This window comes from Saccharopolyspora sp. NPDC002376 (genome assembly GCF_053593195.1).
In genome coordinates this window covers 1-18,797 of record NZ_JBSFBZ010000040.1, presented here as the reverse complement: position 1 = coordinate 18,797, position 18,797 = coordinate 1, and the positions used below count along the sequence as shown (strand labels likewise).

The 18,797-nt window shown below is 68.9% G+C and carries 21 protein-coding genes, 1 tRNA gene and 1 pseudogene; 13 read left to right on the top strand and 10 right to left on the bottom strand.

The window, feature by feature from the left end; translation table 11 throughout:
• Nucleotides 1-18 precede the first annotated feature (18 nt).
• Together ACWCO2_RS24250 and ACWCO2_RS24245 are read right to left on the bottom strand one after the other, a co-directional pair.
• Nucleotides 19-240, bottom strand: coding sequence for a helix-turn-helix domain-containing protein (locus ACWCO2_RS24250; RefSeq protein ID WP_450130046.1), 222 nt, complete (start codon nt 238-240; stop codon nt 19-21).
• Nucleotides 237-494: a helix-turn-helix domain-containing protein gene (locus ACWCO2_RS24245; RefSeq protein ID WP_245761149.1), complete on the bottom strand. Its 258-nt coding sequence runs from the start codon at nt 492-494 to the stop codon at nt 237-239. Before ACWCO2_RS24245 ends, ACWCO2_RS24250 begins: the two co-directional genes overlap by 4 nt.
• A gap of 146 nt (nt 495-640) precedes the next feature.
• Here ACWCO2_RS24245 and ACWCO2_RS24240 point away from each other — a divergent pair, with 146 nt between their 5' ends.
• Together ACWCO2_RS24240 and ACWCO2_RS24235 are read left to right on the top strand one after the other, a co-directional pair.
• Complete coding sequence (locus ACWCO2_RS24240; RefSeq protein ID WP_143060952.1) at nt 641-982, top strand: helix-turn-helix domain-containing protein; 342 nt, start codon at nt 641-643, stop codon at nt 980-982.
• 433 nt (nt 983-1,415) lie between these two features.
• On the top strand, nt 1,416-2,759 hold the full coding sequence (locus ACWCO2_RS24235) for a tyrosine-type recombinase/integrase (RefSeq protein WP_450130045.1): 1,344 nt from the start codon (nt 1,416-1,418) through the stop codon (nt 2,757-2,759).
• 9 nt (nt 2,760-2,768) lie between these two features.
• On the opposite strand, the gene ACWCO2_RS24230 is transcribed toward ACWCO2_RS24235, so the two are convergent.
• Nucleotides 2,769-2,841 (bottom strand) — tRNA-Arg (locus ACWCO2_RS24230).
• A 127-nt stretch (nt 2,842-2,968) separates the two neighbouring features.
• On the opposite strand from ACWCO2_RS24230, the gene ACWCO2_RS24225 reads away from it, so the two are divergent.
• The gene (locus ACWCO2_RS24225) at nt 2,969-5,014 is read left to right on the top strand and encodes an NB-ARC domain-containing protein (protein ID WP_450130044.1); all 2,046 of its coding nucleotides are present in this window, start codon (nt 2,969-2,971) and stop codon (nt 5,012-5,014) included.
• On the opposite strand, the gene ACWCO2_RS24220 is transcribed toward ACWCO2_RS24225, so the two are convergent.
• The 7 genes from ACWCO2_RS24220 to rpmB form a co-directional block, all read right to left on the bottom strand.
• Nucleotides 5,001-6,149 carry a hypothetical protein gene (locus ACWCO2_RS24220; RefSeq protein ID WP_450130043.1) on the bottom strand — a complete coding sequence of 383 codons (1,149 nt, stop codon included), beginning with the start codon at nt 6,147-6,149 and terminating at the stop codon, nt 5,001-5,003. The genes ACWCO2_RS24225 and ACWCO2_RS24220 overlap by 14 nt on opposite strands.
• 219 nt (nt 6,150-6,368) lie before the next feature.
• Complete coding sequence (locus tag ACWCO2_RS24215) at nt 6,369-7,874, bottom strand: diguanylate cyclase (RefSeq protein ID WP_450130042.1); 1,506 nt, start codon at nt 7,872-7,874, stop codon at nt 6,369-6,371.
• A 66-nt stretch (nt 7,875-7,940) separates the two neighbouring features.
• Nucleotides 7,941-8,618, bottom strand: coding sequence for a 5,6-dimethylbenzimidazole synthase (bluB, locus tag ACWCO2_RS24210; protein ID WP_450130041.1), 678 nt, complete (start codon nt 8,616-8,618; stop codon nt 7,941-7,943).
• An 80-nt stretch (nt 8,619-8,698) separates the two neighbouring features.
• A complete protein-coding gene (gene rpsR, locus ACWCO2_RS24205; RefSeq protein ID WP_450130040.1) occupies nt 8,699-8,935 on the bottom strand; it encodes a 30S ribosomal protein S18 in 237 nt (78 codons plus the stop codon).
• Nucleotides 8,936-8,938: 3 nt separating this feature from the next.
• Nucleotides 8,939-9,244, bottom strand: a complete 306-nt coding sequence (rpsN, locus tag ACWCO2_RS24200; protein ID WP_450130039.1) for a 30S ribosomal protein S14 — start codon at nt 9,242-9,244, stop codon at nt 8,939-8,941.
• Between the two features lie 100 nt (nt 9,245-9,344).
• Nucleotides 9,345-9,512, bottom strand: a complete 168-nt coding sequence (rpmG, locus tag ACWCO2_RS24195; RefSeq protein ID WP_450130038.1) for a 50S ribosomal protein L33 — start codon at nt 9,510-9,512, stop codon at nt 9,345-9,347.
• Entirely contained in the window at nt 9,512-9,748 is a 237-nt protein-coding gene (gene rpmB / locus ACWCO2_RS24190) for a 50S ribosomal protein L28 (protein WP_270948581.1), read from the bottom strand. Before rpmB ends, rpmG begins: the two co-directional genes overlap by 1 nt.
• A 97-nt stretch (nt 9,749-9,845) precedes the next feature.
• Between rpmB and mrf the strand changes: the two genes are divergently transcribed.
• The 10 genes and pseudogenes from mrf to ACWCO2_RS24140 all read left to right on the top strand — a co-directional run.
• Nucleotides 9,846-11,138 (top strand): ribosome hibernation factor-recruiting GTPase MRF, encoded by a 1,293-nt coding sequence (mrf, locus tag ACWCO2_RS24185; protein ID WP_450130037.1) that lies wholly within the window; start codon nt 9,846-9,848, stop codon nt 11,136-11,138.
• Between the two features lie 61 nt (nt 11,139-11,199).
• The gene (locus tag ACWCO2_RS24180) at nt 11,200-11,451 is read left to right on the top strand and encodes a type B 50S ribosomal protein L31 (protein ID WP_450130036.1); all 252 of its coding nucleotides are present in this window, start codon (nt 11,200-11,202) and stop codon (nt 11,449-11,451) included.
• Nucleotides 11,452-11,673: 222 nt separating this feature from the next.
• A complete protein-coding gene (gene rpmF / locus ACWCO2_RS24175; protein ID WP_450130035.1) occupies nt 11,674-11,826 on the top strand; it encodes a 50S ribosomal protein L32 in 153 nt (50 codons plus the stop codon).
• A gap of 128 nt (nt 11,827-11,954) precedes the next feature.
• Complete coding sequence (locus ACWCO2_RS24170; protein ID WP_450130034.1) at nt 11,955-12,650, top strand: response regulator transcription factor; 696 nt, start codon at nt 11,955-11,957, stop codon at nt 12,648-12,650.
• The gene (locus ACWCO2_RS24165) at nt 12,647-14,077 is read left to right on the top strand and encodes a HAMP domain-containing sensor histidine kinase (protein WP_450130033.1); all 1,431 of its coding nucleotides are present in this window, start codon (nt 12,647-12,649) and stop codon (nt 14,075-14,077) included. The genes ACWCO2_RS24170 and ACWCO2_RS24165 overlap by 4 nt, the downstream gene beginning before the upstream one ends.
• Nucleotides 14,078-14,178: 101 nt before the next feature.
• Complete coding sequence (locus ACWCO2_RS24160; RefSeq protein WP_450130129.1) at nt 14,179-14,970, top strand: DeoR/GlpR family DNA-binding transcription regulator; 792 nt, start codon at nt 14,179-14,181, stop codon at nt 14,968-14,970.
• 135 nt (nt 14,971-15,105) lie between these two features.
• On the top strand, nt 15,106-16,182 hold the full coding sequence (gene galT / locus ACWCO2_RS24155; protein ID WP_450130032.1) for a galactose-1-phosphate uridylyltransferase: 1,077 nt from the start codon (nt 15,106-15,108) through the stop codon (nt 16,180-16,182).
• A gap of 118 nt (nt 16,183-16,300) precedes the next feature.
• Nucleotides 16,301-17,782, top strand: coding sequence for a S1C family serine protease (locus tag ACWCO2_RS24150; protein ID WP_450130031.1), 1,482 nt, complete (start codon nt 16,301-16,303; stop codon nt 17,780-17,782).
• Nucleotides 17,783-18,218: 436 nt separating this feature from the next.
• Nucleotides 18,219-18,701 (top strand): annotated as a pseudogene (locus ACWCO2_RS24145) (MogA/MoaB family molybdenum cofactor biosynthesis protein); the annotation flags it as partial.
• Nucleotides 18,687-18,797 (top strand): AMP-binding protein (locus ACWCO2_RS24140; protein WP_450130128.1); only part of this gene is annotated, 111 nt, incomplete at its 3' end. The pseudogene ACWCO2_RS24145 and the gene ACWCO2_RS24140, both read left to right, overlap by 15 nt.

The following is an 18,797-nucleotide window of genomic DNA, read 5'->3' as shown; positions in this document are numbered from 1 at the left end:
CCCGCGTTTTTGTTGGGGCTAGGCGGTTTTGCGCCCGCGAGTCAAGGCGGTGGTGCAGCCGCAGGCATCGGTTTGAGGAAGGCCGGTCACCCACGCATCAGCGACGGGTTCGGCGATCCGCCAACGTGCCCCGCGGCGCGGCTGGTGGCCGTGGAGTTGGCCGGATTCCAGCGCCCGGTAGACGGTGACCACGTGGTGCCCGGTGTGGTCCGCGACGTCGGCGGGGGTCAGCCAGCTCACGCCGCGTCCTTGGCGGCGTCGATCGCGAAGAGGTCTTCGAAGCGAGCGCCAGGCAATGCGCGGAGCAGCCCGGCGATCACGACCGGGCCCGGGGCGATACGGCCGGACAGGACGCGATTGACGGTGGTGTGCTGCACGCCCATTGCTCGGGCGAGCGCGTAGTTGCTGTGAAGCCCTGCGGCGGCCCGGCGCTGGTTGAGCGCGTCGGTGCGGATGTGGATAGGGCCCGATTTCGGGGCCGATGCGATGTGCATGAGCGCACAGTATCACGTGCGTGCGCGCACACGCATTAAATGTGCGCGTGCGCACGGAGTAATTACATGGGTGTAATTCAGCTCGGAGAGTGGTCTACGCCTCGAAGGGCTGCCTGTGCGTGCGTGCAAGCTCCTACTATGTGCGCATGAGCACATGGTGGAAGTGGGTCGAGCGCCAGCTCGACGAACGCGGCCTAACTCGTGCTGACTTGATCAGGGGCACTGGCATCGACCACACACGCGTGAGCCGTTGGGCCACCGGCAAGGGTGGTGTCGGCGTCGATGCCGTGCGCACTGTCTGCGAGTACCTTGATCGCCCGATCTGGCACGGGCTTGTGGCGGCCGGGATTCTGCTTCCACATGAGGTGCCCGGCGGGCTTCCGGCGCCGGTCAGTCTGCGCGACTTCTCGGCCGACGAGCTCGGTCGCGAGGTGGCGCGCCGACTTGCCGAACTCGAACTTTTGGGCGAATCGTCCCAGGGTTCGTAATTGTTACCGCAGGCAGAGGTGATGATGAGCGCACGGGGTCCCCCGTTCCGGCTAGTGCTCGAACTCCCGTTCGCGTGCTCCAATGCACATAGGGCATTAGGAGTCCACGATGGAATGGGGCAGAGGCAAGTGAGCGGGGACAGCGAATCGGGCGGTGCACAGATCCGGCAGATCGGGTACGCAAACACCCGGAATCCGCGTTGGACGATCCAGGTATGCACCGAACATCACCGATCACCCCGCCGAGAACACCTCGTGACGCTGACCCTTGAGGGGGCCGTCGGGGTCGAACCGATCGAACTCACGACGGACCAAGCGATCACGCTTCGCGACCTGCTCGACAAGGGCGCTACCGAGTAGGCCAACACGCAACAGCAGCGCGCCCACGCAGGCGCGCTTTTTCTTTTCTCGCAACAGAAAAGGAGGTGTTTGCATGGCATGGTCAGAGAAACGACCGAACGGGCGCTACCGCGGTGTGTACCGGGACAGGCAGGGGCGGAAGCGGTACCTCAGAGGCACCTACTCACACGCCAGTGAGGCGGAGCGGCTCGCTGCAATCGAGGAAGACAAGCAGCGCAAGCCTGGTGCAATCAACATCGACGGTGGCCGTACGCCGTGGGGCACATGGGTAGACCAGTGGCTAGACGGCTGGGCGGCGGAGCCGTCAACCCGGCAGCGCGCGGTGTCCTGCATCGAACAGCACATCCGCCCGCACTGGGGTGCGGTGCCGCTCGATGAGATCGAGCCAGCCGCGATCAAGTCCTGGGTGAAGGTGCTCCGGAAAACACATGCCAAGGGAACAAAGAAGGGAGAAGAACCCAAACCCCTTGCGCCCCGCACCATCAACAAGATCGTCACCACGTTCGGCACCACGCTCCGAGGCGCGGTCGACGAGCGCCTGATCCCGGCCTCGCCGAGCGCCGGGATCAAGCTGGAGACGGTCACCGCCGATGACGAGTACTTCATGACGCGCGCCGATGTGGCACGGTTCCGCGAAGTCGCGACAGAGGACAGCGAACTACTCGATCTGTTGATCGACATCGGTACCGAGACCGGTCTGCGATGGGGAGAACTCGCCGGGCTGCACCTGGAACGCGTCGACACCAAGCGACTCGTGATCCAGGTGCAAGAGGTCTGGGACAAGCACAGCAGCGAGATCAAGCCCTACCCGAAGGGGCGTCGCCGCCGAGGAGTGCCGTTCACGAAGCGGCTCGGCGGCCGGCTCGACGACTACGTGGAGCGGAATCCGCCGAAGCGATGCCGGGCCCGGCACCGTGGCGGGGGACGTTGCACCGGGGCGCTGCTGCTGGCGTCCAAGGTCGGAACGCCGCTGAATTACGGGAACGTGCGCCGTCGGCACTGGGACTCCGTCGCGGAGCGCGCGGGGCTGGCAGGAGTCACGCCGCACGACATGCGGCACACGTACGCGTCGTGGCTGATCCAGGATGGTGCCGGCATCGAGACGGTGTCGGCGCTGTTGGGTCACAAATCCTGGACGACGACCATGCGGTACGCGCACCTGGCGGATGCCCGCTGGGCACAGGTGCGCGACATCATCGGCGGCCCGGAACCGACTCCGGATGAGCTGAGTTCCGATGCGATCGCCGCGGCGGTGCGCGCACTGGCCGAGGCGGCACCCGAGCGGTGGGCAGCGGTCGCCGCAGCCCTCGACGGGGAGCAGGCGCCCGATGCTGCCCCCATTTTGCCCCCATTCGGGGGTTTTACCGGCGGCGCCAAGATCATCGATCTGGCGTCCCGCCGCAGGTCAGCAGGCTGACCTGGCTTGCGCCCCCGGCAGGATTCGAACCTGCGACACCCGCTTTAGGAGAGCGGTGCTCTATCCCCTGAGCTACGAGGGCCTGACTGGAGCGTACCTGGGGTGGGTTCGGGGCCGACACGTGGTGGGGTGGCGGACCGCGCCCGCGCGCAGGCGCCTGTCGCGTATCGTCAGGTGATCGTTACCGTTCGGCGCCTCTGGGGTGGGGTATGGGCAACGTGAACCACGGGTCGGTGGACAACCTGGTGCAGGCCGGGGCGATCTACGGGGATGTGCACGTGCACGCCAAGGGGCCGACCGAGGATCGCGGGCAGTGGCTTGCCGCGCCGGCCAACTTCGTCGATCGGGAAGCTCCGGTGGCCGTGCTGGACGGCTTGCTCGACCAGCCGCGGCGCGGTCGGGCGGGGTGTGCGGTGATCAGCGGGCTTCACGGTGTTGGGAAGAGCGCGTTGGGCGCGCACTGGTCGCACCGGAAGATCGACGTGTTCACGGACGGGCAGGTGGCGTTCGACTTCGAGCTCGGGCGGTGGGGGCTGGACGACGCCGTCGACCACTGCCTGCGTTCGCTCGGCGTCGAGGGCGACCGGATTCCGCGTGCCACGAGCGGCAAGTTGGCACTGCTGCGGAGCCGGACCCAGAAGCAGAAGTTGTTGTTCTTCTTCGACAACGTGGCTGAGCTGGAAGATGTCGTGAAGCTGCTGCCCGCGTCGGAGGAGAGCTTCGTGCTGTGCACGAGCCACCAGGACAGCGCTGAACTCGTCGCGGATGGCGTTGAGCCGATTCGGTTGGAGCCGCTCAAGCGCGAGCACGCGCTCGACTACCTGCGGCGGAACAACTTGCGGGAACGCGTTGATGCCGAGCCCGACGCCGCTGGGGAGCTGGTGGAACAGTGCGGTGGATTGCCCATCGCGCTGCACGTGATGGTCGGCCTGCTGAACCGGCGGACGTCTTGGCGCATTGCGCGCGTGGTCCAGGAGCTGTCTGAGCAGAGCCGACGGCGCAAGCACTTCCGCGAGGCGTTCTCCGAGCTGGATCTCCTGGTCTCGCAGCTCTCGCGAGCAGAAGCCGGGCTGTACGCGTTGCTGGGGCGTTGGAGCGGGTTCGCGCTGCCGGTGGGGGCGGTCGCGGCGTTAGCCGGTCTCAACGAGATCGACGCCGAAACCCATCTCGCCGAGCTGCACAGGATTTGTCTGGTGGAAGAGAACGATCAGGAGCAGTTCCTGCTCCACGCCCTGGTGGGCCAGCACGCCGCGGAAACCCTCGAGGTGAACGGTGGCCAGTCCGACGACGCCGTCGAGCGCCTCTTCGCCTGGTACCGGCAGCAAGGCGGCTTCGCGGATCGGGCGGTGACACCACCCGACCGGCTCCGCGTCGTCGAGGAGGACCTGGACGAGGAGAACCCGTTCACGGCGGAGACCGGGTTGGAGTGGCTGCGGAGCGAGCGCGTCAATCTGCTCGGCATCGTCCGGCTGGCGGCCGAAAGTGCGCGCCACATCGATGTGATCGCACTCTGCGACGGACCGCTGTGGGCCCTGCACAACCAGGACAAGCACTACTCGGACACGCTCGCGGCCTTGGGGCTGGCGATCACGTCGGCGACGGAGCTGGGCGATCTGGTCGCTGAGGCCCGGATGCGCAGCCTGCGCGGCCAGCTGTTGATGGAGTGCGAAGAGCTGGACGAGGCGGATGTGGAGTGCGCGCAAGCTGTTTCGGCAGCTGAAGGTGCTGGCCATCGGCGCATCTTGGCTTCTGCGCTGGAGTTCCAGGGCAAGGTTTTGCACGCTCGCGAGGAATTCGCCGCAGCCGTCGAGAACTTCGAGCGCGCACGTCAGCTCAACGAGCAGTTGGGCCAGCAACGCGGCATGGCGCTGCAGGAGTATCTGATCGGCAAGTCGCTCTCCGGTCTCGAGCGGTACGACGAAGCTCTGCAGGTGCTGGGGACGGCTTTGGACCGGACCGCCGAATTCCCCGAGGACAAGCGAACCCCCGCTCGGATCCGCGTCGCCGCCTCCCGCGCCCACCAGGTTCTCAACCAGCACGACCAGGCGATTTCCCTGCTGCAAGAGTCGATTTCAGCGATCCGAGAGCGCGGAGCGTCCTTCGACCTGGCCGAGCCACTGGAGCTGCTGGCCGACTCGCTCAACGCGACCGGACGTCCCGGAGCTCAGGAACTCCTCGCCGAAGCGTTGGCGATCTACGAGGAGTCGCACAGCCCGAAGGCTGAGCGGGTCCGGGAGAAGCTCAGCGCGGAGTGAACAGGTCGACCGGTTCCGGTCGGGCTGGCCAGGCTGGTTCGGGTAGTTCCAGGCGGCGGTAGATCAGTTCGCGCAGGTGTTGAACGGGTTTTTCCTGGAAGGACATCTCGGCTAGCTGCTGGTGATCTGGGACCGGGGTTGCTGCGGTGAGCTGAGCCAGCAGGTCTCCGGTCGGGTCCAGGCGCTTAGCGCGTTGGCCGAGCAGTTCGACCGGGGAGCCCGGTGCCACCTCGTGGTCGCCGAATGCCGCTAGTAGCAACGGTTTTCCGAGGCATGCCGCGTACAGGGCGAGGGATCCGTGGTCGGTTACCACCACGTCTGCGGCGATGAGCGCGGCCTGCCACTTGCGGAGTCGGGGCACCAGGAGCAGATCGTTGCGGAGGGCTGTGCGCAGCCAGGTTTCGAGTTGGAGCTGTTCGTACTTGGCCCAGACGTTGGGGTGCAGCACGAGTGCCGTCCGATGATCCGCCGGTAAGGCCGTGGTCAGCAGTTTTGCCAGGTCTCCGCGTTCGCCGAACAGGGACTGCGGTCCCCACGTCGAGGCGACGACCACGAGCTTGCGGTCGCCGACTCCGAGGGCGCTGCGGTACTGCTCCCGCATCGGGAGGCTGGCGGTCAGGCGGGCGTAGCAGGGGTCGCCGATGACTTCAGCGCGCGGCACCGCTTCCGGGCAGTGCTGTTGGAGCTGGGGCAGTTGGTTCTGGTGCGACAGTCCGATGACCGTCGGGACCACGCGGCCCTCATGCACGAGCTGCGCTCGGGAGAGTCCCGAAACCTCTTCTGCGACACCAGTTTCGGTGGCGCGGAGCTTGTTGTGGCCGGCGCCGTGCGGGAGTGTCAGGACCGGCGCTTCGAGTTCGTGCAGCGGGCCGTTGCCGCTGGGGGAAATGGCCAGGTCGAAGTCCTTGCCGACGTCCTCCCACGACACGACCTGGGCGCCGGAGCGGTGCAGCTGCTCGGTCAGGTTCGTCGCGAACTCAGATCCCGCCGCGACCGTGAACCGCGTTTCCACCCGCATGTCGTCGGCCAGCAGCGGCAGCACGTCCAGCAGACGGTCCAGGGCGGTCAGGGTGCGGACGACGCCGAGTACTCGCCGCTCGACCGGCGCGGAATCCCACCGACGCGCCCGGTTCATGGCTCCCGGCTCCCGGCTCCCGGCTCCCGGCTCCCGGCTCCCGGCTCCCGGCTCCCGGCTCCCGGCTCCCGGCTCCCTACGTTGATCTTACCTGGTGGGGAGGGGTGATTCGATGTCCGGAAGGGCTCTCGCGCGGTGCGCATGACGGTCGATCCTAGTACTGCGGTGGGCGCTGCTGATCTCGTGAGTGGCGATGGTCGTGAGGACCACCGCCGCCGCTCACGACGCCGTGCTCGAGGGGCCGGATGCCGGGCTCGTATCGATCTCCACGCGGTTGCGGCCCGCTCGCTTCGCCCGGTACAGGGCGATGTCCGCGGCCGCGAAGAGGTGGTCCAGGTTCGCCGGGCCCGCTGCGACGCCGATGCTCACCGTCGGCGCCTTGGTGATCCGGCCGAGCACCAGGCGCCAGTCGTGGTTGTGCACCGCTGCGCGGATGCGTTCGGCGACCACCGGCCCCGCTTCGCGGGATTCCTCGCTGGAGCCGACCAGCAGCACCACGAACTCGTCCCCGGCCCAGCGGCAGATCAGGTCGTCGGCGCGGCATTCGTGGCGCAGCAGGTGCGCTACCTCTTGCAGCACGACATCGCCCGCGGTGTGCCCGCCGAGGTCGTTGACGTCCTTGAACCAGTCGACGTCCAGCAGCACCAGCCATGGCACCTGCCCGGCAGCGGCGGTGCTCTCCAGCAGTGCGGGCGCGCGCCGTTCCAGTCCCAGGCGGTTGGAGAGGCCGGTCAGCGGGTCGCGCAGCGCGGCCTCCTGCGCGGCCGCCGCCATGCGCTGCGCCTGCACGGCCACGCGGCGCTGTTCCAGGGCTTGCCCCAGACCTGCCTGCAGCACGTTGATCGCCGTGTTGCTCGCGGCGACCGTTCGCTGTAGCGCGGCGACTTCGCCGACCGGATCGCCGAGCTCCTCGCAGATCGACGCGAGGTCGACGGAGAACTGCCTGATCAGGTTGGTGAACCGGACGTGCTCCGCCCTGTCGAGCGCCCGGCTGGCCAGCGTGCGCGCCTCTTCCAGCCGGTTCTGCTCGCGACGCACCACGGCGAGCGCCCAGTTCGCCAACGACGCGCTGAACCAGTCGTCGGCGGCCACGCCGAGCTCGAGTGCTTCCTGGGCGGTCCGCTCCGCAGCCTCCAGTTCGCCCACCCCGGCCAGTGCTCGCCCGAGAACGGCCATCGCGGAGCGCTTCACCAGCCCCGGTTGCGCGATCGCCTGCACCTCGCCGCAGAGATCGCGGGCCCGCGCGAAGTGCACTGCGGCGTGCTCTGGCGAGCAGTTCACGGCGCGGAACACCTGCGCCTGTCCCTCCCGGTTCAGGCAGTGGGCCAACGCCGCCCGGTCCTCGCTGCCTCGGGCGATCTGCACGGCAAGAGTCATCATGTCCAGCGCGTTGCCGCGCTGATCGATGGTTTCCAGCAGGTAGCCGAGGATGCTGAGGGTGTGGGCCGCGCCCGCACCCGAAGGATGGTGCGCGTCGAGCGCGGTCCAGCCCTCGGCGAGCAGCTCCAGCGCGAGCGGGATGCGCCCCAGCCGCCACGTCAGTTGCGCACGCGAGACCAGCACAGCCGCTCGATCCCACTGCTCGTCGACGCGGTTGGCGCCGACTGCGATCAGCTCGTCGAAGGCCGCGTCGGCTTCGACGAAACGGCCGCAGTCCAGCAAGAACCGCACCTGGCGGTCCTGGGCCGGGATGTAGCCGACCATCAGTGGGTCATCGTGCTGCACCGCTTCCTCGCAAAGGAACGCACCGTCGTGGATTCGCGTGCCGGTGCCGTCTTGCCGGGTTACACGTTACCGGCTGCGTCCGTGACCATACTTGTCGTAGTGGACGACCTGCTCCAGCGGCAGCCGTTGCCGCCACCCGTGTCGTTCCAGGTCGGGCACATCGGCGAGGGAACGTACCGGGCCCACGCACAACCACGCGACCGGTCGCACTCCGGTCGGGATACCCAGCAACCTGCGCAGGAACTCCTCGCGGTAGAAGCTGACCCAGCCGACGCCCAGACCTTCGGCGGTGGCGGCCAGCCACAGGTTCTGGATGGCCAGGCACACCGAGTACAGGCCGGCGTCGGCGATCGCGTGGCGGCCGAGCACCTGGGGCGCGCCGCGGTTCGGGTCGTAGGTGACGGCGATGCCGAGCGAGGACTCCGCGATGCCCTCGACCTTGATCTTGGAGAACGTTCCGGCGCGTTCCTCGTCGAGCTGCGCGGCGAACACGCTGCGCTCGGCGAGCACGTGCTCGCGGAAGGCGCGGCGGGTGGACTGATCGCGGACCAGCACGAAGTCCCAGGGCTGGGACAGCCCGACGCTGGGCGCGCTGTGCGCGGCGGTGAGCACGCGGCGTAGCACCGGCTCGGGGATCTCGGCGCCGGTGAACTCGCGGCGCACGTCGCGGCGGCGGTTGATGACCTCGTAGAGGTCGGCGGCGGGGGCGGGATCGGTCAACTGGGAGCGTCCGGTGATCGTCATCGCGATTATGTTGCCTGCCGGATCATCACGAGCGGACGGGGGTGGCGGCATCGAGCCGAACCGCCACCCCCGCCGGGTTGTTACTTGCGGCCGCTCGGATAGGGCAGGAGCGCCATTTCGCGGGCGTTCTTGATCGCCTTGGCGACCTCGCGCTGCTCCTGCACGGTCAGGCCGGTGACCCGCCGGGAGCGGATCTTGCCCCGGTCGGACACGAACTTGCGCAGCAGCGCCGTGTCCTTCCAGTCGACCTCGGTGACCCCTTCGCGCTGGAGCAGGTTGGGCTTGCGGCGGAACGTGCGCCGGTCGGTCTTGGGCACGGCTCACCAACTCGACTTCGTCACGCCGGGCAGTTGGCCGGAGTGCGCCAGCTCGCGCAGCCGCACCCGGGACACCCCGAACTTGCGGAAGTACCCGCGGGGTCGACCGTCGATGGCGTCCCGGTTCCGCACCCGGACCGGACTCGCGTTCCGCGGCTGCCGCTGCAGCTCGAGCTGGGCCGCGCTGCGTTCCTCGGGGCTGGTGCCCGGAGCGGCGATGATCTTCTTCAGCTCAGCCCGCCGTTCGGCGAACCGGGCCACGACCGCCCGCCGCTGCTCGTTGCGGGCGATCTTCGACTTCTTGGCCACTGGCCTTTCCTCTCGTCTTCCAGCAGTGTTCGGCTTGGGCAGCCGTGAGCACTTTGCGGGGCTATAGCAACGAAAAGTGCTCACGGGTCCTGACCGGGGGCTACCGCTCTTCGCGGAACTCCACGTGCTTGCGCGCGACCGGGTCGAACTTGCGCAGGACCATCCGGTCCGGGTCGTTGCGGCGGTTCTTGGTCGTCACGTAGGTGAAGCCGGTGCCCGCGGTGGAGCGCAGCTTGACCACCGGGCGGGTGTCGGTGCTCTTGGCCATCAGAATCGTTCTCCTCGGGCGCGCATCTCGGCGACGACCGCCTCGATGCCGCGCTTCTCGATCGTCTTCATCCCCTTGGTCGACACCCGCAGCCGGATCCAGCGGCCCTCGGTGGGCAGCCAGTAGCGCTTGCGCTGGACGTTGGGTAGCCAGCGTCGACGGGTGCGGTGGTGGGAGTGGGAGACCTGGTTGCCGTAACCGGGGCGCATCCCGGTCACCTGGCAGCGGACGGACATGACCTTCCTCTCGATAATGACATCCATTTTCATTATGACTCGGACGAGGGTACCGTGTGGTCGACGTAGATGAAAACCGTTGTCGATTGAGGTGGGGATGGAAACCCAGTCCGACCGCTGGACGCCGCTGATCGCGGTGGCCGGGATCCGCGCGGACCAGACCGCGTCGACCGCCGAGGCGGTGCGGCGCGACGATCCGGCCGGCACCGCGCTCGTGCACCACGACCTGCGCGAAGTCGCCCAAGGCGTGGTCCGGCGCCTGATCCGCCACGGAGGTTCCGAGCAGGTCGAGGTGCTCGAGCTGGCGCACGGTTGCGTGTCCTGCACCTTGCGGGAGGACCTGCTGCCGCTGCTGCGCAGGCTCACCGCCGCGCCGGACGTGAGCAGGATCGTCGTGCAGCTCGACTCGGCCCTCGAGCCGGACATGATCTGCTGGGCGCTGCAGCACGTCGAGGTGGACGGTCGTCCGCTGATCACCGACGTCCGCGTCGAAGCCGTGATCACCGCGGTCGACGCGGCGACCTGGCTGGCCGATGCGACCGGTGAGGACGAGCTGGTCGAGCGCGGTATCGGCGGCAGTCCCGACGACGAGCGGACGGTGGCCCAGGTCGCGGTCGGCCAGGTCGAGTTCGCCGACGCCATCGTGCTGCTCGGCGACGCCGAGGACCGCTGGACCCAGGTGCGCACCGAAGCCGTGATCGCCCGGCTCACCCCGACGGCTCCGGTCACGCAAGTTCAATGGAAATCGCACGTCCGATTTCCATTGAAATCGCGTGTGGACCTGGACGTCGCCGCGCTGTTGGGGCGGATTCCGGGCGGTGCGCGGCGAGGTGAGATCGACGGGCCGCAGGGGCAGTTGCTGCGCGGTCAGCCGTCGCTGGAGACCGATGCCGGGGTGTCGACGGTGCTGTTCGAGGAGCGCCGGCCGTTCCACCCGGAGCGCCTGCACGAGGCGATCGACGTGCTGCTCGACGGCGTCGTGCGCACCCGCGGCCGGGTCTGGGTGGCCAGCCAGCCGGACGTGGCGCTGTGGATCGAGTCCGCTGGCGGTGGGCTCGGCATCGCGCACGGAGGCCCGTGGCTGGCCTCGCTGGAATCCGGGCAGTGGGCCGAGGTTTCCGCCGAACGTCAGGTCAGGGCCTCGCTGAGCTGGGACGACTACTACGGCGACCGGATGCAGGAGATGGTCGTGATCGCCCACGAGGCCAACCCGCAGGACATCGTCCACGCCCTCCGCCACGCCCTGCTGACCGACGACGAGCTGGCTGCCGGTGAGCAGGCCTGGGCGAACTACACCGACCCGTTCGGCGAGTGGCACACCGACCCGTGCGGCGACGACCCGGCGGAGCGCTCCGCCGACGCCGCCGGCGAACGGCACAACCGGTCGTGAGTGCGGAAACCGGCTCCAACCGGCTTTCGCACTCACGACCCCTGAACCGCGAGGAGACATCGTGAAACCCGGAATCCACCCCGAGTACCGGCCGGTCGTGTTCCAGGACCGGGCCACCGGCCAGAGCTTCCTGACCCGGTCCACCGCGACGTCCGACGTGCGCGTCGAGTGGGAGGACGGCAACTCCTACCCGCTGATCGTGATCGACGTGACCGCGTACTCGCACCCGTTCTGGACCGGTGACCAACGAGTGCTCGACACCCAAGGCCGAGTCGAGAAGTTCCGCCGCCGCTACGGCGGCCGGACCCGCTGATTTAAGTACCCGTCTGACGAGCTCGTTTTGCGTGGCGGTGCCGGTAGCGGAACCTCAGCGCCCGCCTGGACTGCGGGTGCCCAGCCTTATGTATGCCAAATACACGGCGGCCGGGCCGTCCTCGCCAGGCGAACGCTGAGAACCCGCGGCGGTGCCAGCGCCGTAGGTGGGCTAAACGCCTCCGGCGTTTCAAAGACAGGAATTGAAGAAGAGGAGCGAACAATGGCAGTTCCGAAGCGGAAGATGTCGCGGAGCAACACGCGGCACCGCAGGTCGCAGTGGAAGGCGGCGGCGCCGGATCTGGTGCCGATCGTGGTCGACGGGAAGCGCAAGCTGGTGCCGCGCGCGCTCATCCGGCACTTCCACCAGGGGTGACCCGTCCGGCCCGTGCTGATCACCGCGGGTGATCGGCGCGGGCCGGCTATGAGACGGTCATCACGGCATTTCGCGTCGTCAGGTGAGGCTCTCAGCTCGTTCTCAGGGCCAGGGGTAAGACTGTCCCTATGCGCATCCTCGTCGTCGATGACGATCGTGCCGTGCGCGAGTCCCTCCGTCGGTCCCTGCAGTTCAACGGGTACCAGGTGGAGCTCGCCGCGGACGGTCAACAGGCCCTGGACCAGTTGGCCGTCAGCCGGCCAGACGCCATGGTGCTCGACGTGATGATGCCCCGGCTCGACGGGCTGGAGGTCGCCCGGCGGCTCCGCAGCACCGGCGACGACCTGCCGATACTGGTGCTCACGGCCCGCGACGCCGTCTCGGACCGGGTCTCTGGGCTCGACGCGGGCGCCGACGACTACCTGCCCAAGCCCTTCGCGCTCGAGGAGCTGCTCGCCCGGCTCCGCGCGCTGCTGCGCCGCGCCAGCCCACTGGAGGACGGCCTCGACGACCACCCGGCCGCGCTGCGCTTCGCCGACCTGGAGCTGGACCCCGGCACCCGCGAGGTCCGCCGCGGCGAGCGCCCGATCAGCCTTACCCGCACCGAGTTCGCCCTGCTGGAGCTGCTGATGGCGCACCCCAAGCAGGTGCTGACCCGCAGCCGCCTGCTGGAGGACGTGTGGGGCTACGACTTCCCGACCTCGGGCAACGCCCTGGAGGTCTACATCGGATACCTGCGCCGCAAGACCGAGGCCGATGGTGAGTCCCGGCTGATCCACACGGTCCGCGGCGTCGGCTACGTCCTCCGCGAGACGCCGCCGTGACCGTTCCCGCCCCACCGCCGCCGGACCTCGGCCTGCACCAGCCCAGAGGCCGCTTCCAGCGCGTTTCGCTGCGCAATCGGGTCACCTGGCTGGCTGCGATGTGCGTGGCGGGAGCCGTCGCGCTGGTGTCGGTCGCGGCGTTCGTGACGGTGCGCGACAGCCTCTACCAGCAGCTGGACCAGAACTTGACCGAACGCGCGGTGGAATCCGCCGAGGGGCCGCTGGTGCGCACCTCGGACCTGCAGCAGGTGCCGGTGGCCTTCTTCACCGCGACGAACTTCAAGATCAGCGTGCTGGGTGCGGACGGCTCCGAGATCGGCCCGAAGGACCAGCGGCCGCCGCTGAGCTTCGCGGAACTCGCGGTCGCGCGAGGCGAAGCGCCGCAGTCCCTGCGCACCGACGAGCGCACCAACAGCCGCGTGGTCGCCGTGCCGACCGGGCAGAACGCCGCGCTGGTGATGTCCACGTCGCTGGATCCCACTCAGCGCACGCTCGCCCAGCTCAGCGTGGTCCTGGTCGTGATGGGCGGCGCTGGGATCCTGCTCGCCGCAGCGGCCGGGACGGCGGTCGCGCGCGCCGGGTTGCGCCCGGTGCAGCGGCTGACGGCCGCGACCGAGCGCGTGGCGCTGACCGGTGACCTGCGCCCCATCCCGGTCGACGGCGACGACGAGCTCTCCCGCCTGACGACCAGCTTCAACGGCATGCTCAGCGCGCTCGCAGAGTCGCAGGAGCGGCAGCGCAGGCTGGTGGCCGACGCCGGGCACGAGCTGCGCACCCCGCTGACCTCGTTGCGCACCAACCTGGAACTGCTGATGGCCTCGGCCCGGCCGGACGCTCCGAAGCTCGCCGAGGAAGACCGGCAGGAGATGTTCGCCGACGTCCAGGCCCAGGTGACCGAGCTGTCCGCGCTGGTCGGCGACCTGGTGGAGCTGGCCAGGGAAGACACCCCGCAGGCGGTGCACGAGCCGGTGGACCTGGTGGACGTGCTGGAACGCGCGTTGAGCCGGGCTCGACGGCGTGCGCCGCGCACCGAGTTCGACGTGCGGGTGCAGCCCTGGGTGATGATGGGCGACGCCACCGCGCTGGAGCGAGCGGTGCTGAACCTGCTGGACAACGCCGCGAAGTGGAGTCTGGACGATGGCCGGGTTCGGGTGGACCTGCTGCCGGATCAGAGCACCGGGCAGATCGTCCTGGAGGTCGCCGACAGCGGTCCCGGCATCGCGGAGGTGGACCGGCCGTACGTTTTCGAGCGCTTCTACCGCTCGTCGGACGCGCGGACGCTGCCGGGATCGGGGCTGGGCCTGTCGATCGTCAAGCAGGTCGCGGAGCGGCACGGCGGTTCGGTCTGGGCCGGTGAAGCACCGGAGGGCGGCGCCCTGCTGCGCATGTCGCTGCCCGGGCACACCCCGCAGACCGAACAGCAATGAACAGCAATACGCCTGAAGCGGTAGAACTATGCCACGCTTCTGTGTATCACCCGTTCAGGTAGTGTTGGTTCTTGTTCGTTCGTGATCTCAAGGGGGCGGGTGTGCTCGCACGGCAGCGCCAGGAAGTGATCCTCGACGAAGTGCGGCGCACCGGCGCGGTGCAGGTCGGTGACCTGGTGCTGCGGCTTGGCGTGTCGGACATGACGATCCGCCGGGACCTCGATGCGCTGGCCCGCCGCGGTCTGGTCGAGAAGGTCTACGGCGGTGCGACCTCGGTGATCGGCCGCAGCACCGACGAGCCCGGCTTCGAGGCCAAGTCGGTGCGCCAGCTCGCTGAGAAGGAAGCCATCGCCGCGCTCGCCGCCCAGCAGGTCCGCCCGGGTACGGCGATCGGACTGTCCGCGGGCACCACGACCTGGACGATGGCCCGCCACCTCGACGACGTCGCGGACCTGACCGTGGTGACCAACTCGGTCCGCGTGGCCGACGCCCTGCAGCGACGTGGCCGCACCGACCGCACTGTCGTGCTCACCGGCGGGGTGCGGACCCCGTCGGACGCGCTGGTCGGGCCGGTCGCGGTGCAGGCGCTGCGCTCACTGCACCTGGACATGGTCTTCCTCGGCGTGCACGGCATGGCGCCCCGCGCGGGCTTCACGACGCCGAACCTCAACGAGGGCGAGACGAACCGCGCGCTGGCCGAGGCGGCTGGCCGGTTGGTGGTGGTCGCCGACAGCTCCAAGTGGTCGACCGTCGGGATCTCCACGATCGTCGACTTCGACGAAGTCGATCTGCTGATCAGCGACCAAGGCCTGCCAGCCGAAGCCCGGCAGCTGCTGGGCGAGCACGTGGAGCTGGAGCTGGCGGATCACGAAGGCGCCGAGGAGGAGTCATGAGCAACCTCGTGCCAACCCCAGCACAGCTCAACCGCACCTCAGGGGACCGTGGCGCAACTTAGCCACGAGAAACCTCGGAACGTGAGATTAATTCCGAACGTGACCACCAGTGTGAATCGCGGGGGAGGCGGCGCTGTGAAGCGCACGGCACGACGGCTGGCCGACGGCCGGGAGATCATCTACTTCGACGCCGACCCGGCGCAGGTCCGGGAGGCCGTCGACACCCGCGAGCTGCCGCCGCAGGCCCCTGCCTCGGAGATGCGGCGGGATCCGCTGACCGGCGAGTGGGTGGCGATCGCCGCCCACCGGCAGTCGCGGATCTACAAGCCGCCGGCCGAGATGTGCCCGCTGTGCCCGAGCGCTCCGGGGCGGCCCAGCGAGATCCCAGAACCGGACTACGACGTGGTGGTCTTCGAAAACCAGTTCCCGTCATTCGCGCAGGGGATTCCCGGCGAGGAGTCCACTGTGGAGGGCATGCCGGTGGTGCCGTCCGCCCCGGCGAGCGGCCGCTGCGAGGTCGTCTGCTTCACCTCCGACCACAACTCCTCGTTCAGCGCGCTCAGCCCGTCCCGGGTGCGCGACGTCTTGGACGTCTGGGCCGATCGGACCGCTGCGCTGGCCGAAACCCCCGGTGTGGAGCAGGTCTTCTGCTTCGAGAACCGCGGCGAGGAGATCGGCGTGACGCTGCACCACCCGCACGGCCAGATCTACGGATATCCGTTCGTCACACCGAAGACCGGGAAGATGCTGCGGGTCGCCGAGGAGTACTTGGCGCAGCACGGCCGTCACGTGCAGGGCGATGTCCTGGCCGCGGAACGCGCTTCCGGGCAGCGGGTGATCGTCGACTCGGAGCACTGGACGGCTTACGTCCCGGCGGCCGCGCGCTGGCCGGTCGAGGTGCACGTCGTTCCGCACCGGAAGGTGCCGGACATCGCGGCTCTCACCGAAGCCGAGCGCGACGACTTCGCGACGACCTACCTGGACGTGCTGCGGCGGTTGGACGGGCTCTACGACGGTCCGCTGCCCTACATCGCCGCCTGGCACCAGGCCCCGGTGCGCGTGGGTCGGGACCTGTCCTGGCTGCACCTGGAGGTGTTCTCGGTGCGGCGCAGCGCGGACAAGCTGAAGTACCTGGCCGGTTCCGAATCGGGCATGGGCGTCTGGATCAACGACGCCACCCCGGAGCAGATCGCCGATCGCCTTCGGGCATGAGGACCTGTCTGACGCACTCGTTTGGCGCGGTATAGATCACAGCCGGAATCAGCGTTTGCCCGGCAGCTCCACAGGTCGGTCTCAGGCACTTCTCAGCCGCGTGACGCAAAGTGGAGTCATGACCGATCACACCCCGGGTTCCGGCAACCAGCCGGAAGAGCCGACGCCGCAGACCGAGGCCAGTCCTGCGGGCACTACTGGCGACACGCCGCCTGCCGGGGTGCCGCCGCAGCAGCCACAACAACCGCAGACGCAGCAGCCGGATCCCGCCCAGTCGCACGCGATGCCGCAGCCGGAGGGCCAGCAGCCCTACGGTGCGCAGCAATCCGAGTCACAGCGCCCGTACTCGCCCCAGCAGTACGCGGCGCAGCCGGAGGGCCAGCCGTCGTACGGGCCGTCGGAGAACCAGCAGTCGTACGCGGCGCAGGGAGCGCAGCCGCATGCGACGCAGCAGTTCCCGCAGCACGCGCCCTGGCCCTCCGCCGATGGGCACACCGCGGTGCAGCCGGGGCTGCACAAGGCGCACGGCCGCCGCGGTGGGCTCGTCGCGGGCGTGGCCACGCTCGCGCTGGTGTGCGGTCTGGTCGGCGGCGGGGTCGGCGGGTTCGTGGGCTACCAGTTCGGCGGCGACCGGTCGTCAGGTGCCACGTCGCTGGACCAGCCGCGCCCGGCGCGCAGCGTTAACAACGCGCCGCAGGGCTCGGTGCAGCAGGTCGCGCAGAAGGTGCTGCCCAGCGTCGTCCAGCTGCAGATGGTCACCTCGCGCGGCTCCGGTGAGGGGTCCGGCATCGTGCTCAGCGAGGACGGCTACATCCTGACCAACAACCACGTGGTGAGCGGCGACGGCTCCGCCGGCCAGCTCACCGCGCAGTTCCAGGACGGGCGCACCGCGCAGGTCCGGGTGATCGGCACCGACCCGAAGTCCGACCTTGCAGTGGTCAAGGCCGACAACATCAGCGGGCTCACCCCGGCCGAGCTGGGGCGCAGCGACGACCTGCCGGTCGGCGCACCGGTGGTGGCCATCGGCTCGCCGTTCGGCCTGTCCGGAACCGTGACCAGCGGCATCATCAGCGCCAAGGACCGCCCGGTGCGCGCCGGCGGCGAGTCGGGCAGCCAGGACACCGTCCTCAACGCGCTGCAGACCGACGCTGCGATCAACCCGGGCAACTCCGGCGGTCCGCTGGTCGACATGGACGGCAACGTGGTCGGCATCAACTCGGCGATCTACAGCCCCAGCAACGGCCAGGGGCAGGCAGGATCGGTCGGTCTCGGCTTCGCGATCCCGATCGACCAGGCCAAGCGCATCGCCACCGAGCTGAAGGACCACGGTTCGGCTACCCAGAGCACGCTCGGCGTGCTGATCGGCGCCGGCAACCAGCCGGGGGCACTGGTCCGCAACGTCGTGCCAGGTGGCTCCGCCGAACAGGCCGGGATCCGCAGCGGTGACCTGATCACCAAGGTGGACGACCGGCCGATCCAAGACCCCGACTCGTTGGTGGCAGCAGTCCGCTCGCACGCCCCGGGCGACCGCGTCAAGATCACCATCGGCGGGAACGGCGGAGAGCGCACCGTGGACGCCACGCTCGGCGGGCAGGGGTAACCGAACGCGCGGCCCGGCACCGCCGGGCCGCGTTCCGAACCGTCGACCGCCCACCGGGCTGGCCTGCCCCCTCCGTGCCCCCGGAGCGGTCGACGGTTCGGGATTCTGTTTTCCGGGCTCGTTTTTCTTGGAGGTGCAATTTGCGGGGGTGGGCTAAACGCCTTCGGCGTTTCCAAGGCAAAAGATCAAGAACGAGTTCAAGACCATGACCGACAAGGTCAAGGCCGAGGCACTTCAGAACGCTTCATGGCGTTTCTAGGGACGAAAACGTAGGGCAGGACTGGGTTCGTTGACTGGGCCGCTGTTGAGTGGTCGGGTCTTTGGGATGGGGAGGAACATGTTGGACGGGATTCGCTTGGCGGGGCCTCGGGGGTTGACCGAAGTCACGGACTCGCTTGCTCTGACCAGCCCGCCCCTTGGCACTACGGTTACCGACATGGAACGCAGCGCGCAGCGTTTGGGACGGGCCCTGGTGGTCGTGGTGGACGACCGGGTCGCACAGGGCGAGCAGGAAGACAACATCGGTCCGCTGGTGACCGAGTTGCTGGAAGAGGCCGGGTTCATCGTCGACGGCACCGTCGCGGTCGCCGGTGAAACGGTGGACATCCGCAACGCGCTGAACACCGCGGTGATCGGCGGCGTGGACGTGGTGATCACCGTCGGCGGCACCGGTGTGTCGCCGCGGGACGTCACCCCGGACGCCACGGCCGGTGTCCTGGACCGCCCGATCCCGGGCATCGCGGAAGCCCTCCGCGCGTCCGGCCTGGCAGCAGGCGCGGTCGAAGCGGGTGTCTCGCGAGGCCTGGTCGGAGTCTCCGGCAGCACCCTGGTGGTCAACCTCGCAGGCTCCCGAGCCTCGGTCCGAGACGGCATGGCCACTCTGACCCCCCTGGTAACCCACGTCATCGAACAACTCTCAGCCGATCCGATCGGCACCCACCGGCCGGAGCACGCGGCCTACATCAGCTTCACCTCGGGTTCGACCGGCGGGCCGAAGGGCGTGGTCGTCGAACAC

Excerpts from the sequence above, each read along its gene's own strand:
- rpmF (WP_450130035.1), top strand. The coding sequence starts at position 11,674 with ATGGCAGTTCCGAAGCGGAAGATGTCGCGGAGCAACACGCGGCACCGC.
- rpmG (WP_450130038.1), bottom strand. The coding sequence starts at position 9,512 with ATGGCCAAGAGCACCGACACCCGCCCGGTGGTCAAGCTGCGCTCCACC.
- ACWCO2_RS24240 (WP_143060952.1), top strand. The coding sequence starts at position 641 with ATGAGCACATGGTGGAAGTGGGTCGAGCGCCAGCTCGACGAACGCGGC.
- ACWCO2_RS24220 (WP_450130043.1), bottom strand. The coding sequence starts at position 6,149 with ATGAACCGGGCGCGTCGGTGGGATTCCGCGCCGGTCGAGCGGCGAGTA.
- bluB (WP_450130041.1), bottom strand. The coding sequence starts at position 8,618 with ATGACGATCACCGGACGCTCCCAGTTGACCGATCCCGCCCCCGCCGCC.
- ACWCO2_RS24150 (WP_450130031.1), top strand. The coding sequence starts at position 16,301 with ATGACCGATCACACCCCGGGTTCCGGCAACCAGCCGGAAGAGCCGACG.
- ACWCO2_RS24245 (WP_245761149.1), bottom strand. The coding sequence starts at position 494 with ATGCACATCGCATCGGCCCCGAAATCGGGCCCTATCCACATCCGCACC.
- mrf (WP_450130037.1), top strand. The coding sequence starts at position 9,846 with ATGGAAACCCAGTCCGACCGCTGGACGCCGCTGATCGCGGTGGCCGGG.
- rpmB (WP_270948581.1), bottom strand. The coding sequence starts at position 9,748 with ATGTCCGTCCGCTGCCAGGTGACCGGGATGCGCCCCGGTTACGGCAAC.
- ACWCO2_RS24235 (WP_450130045.1), top strand. The coding sequence starts at position 1,416 with ATGGCATGGTCAGAGAAACGACCGAACGGGCGCTACCGCGGTGTGTAC.
- ACWCO2_RS24170 (WP_450130034.1), top strand. The coding sequence starts at position 11,955 with ATGCGCATCCTCGTCGTCGATGACGATCGTGCCGTGCGCGAGTCCCTC.
- ACWCO2_RS24225 (WP_450130044.1), top strand. The coding sequence starts at position 2,969 with ATGGGCAACGTGAACCACGGGTCGGTGGACAACCTGGTGCAGGCCGGG.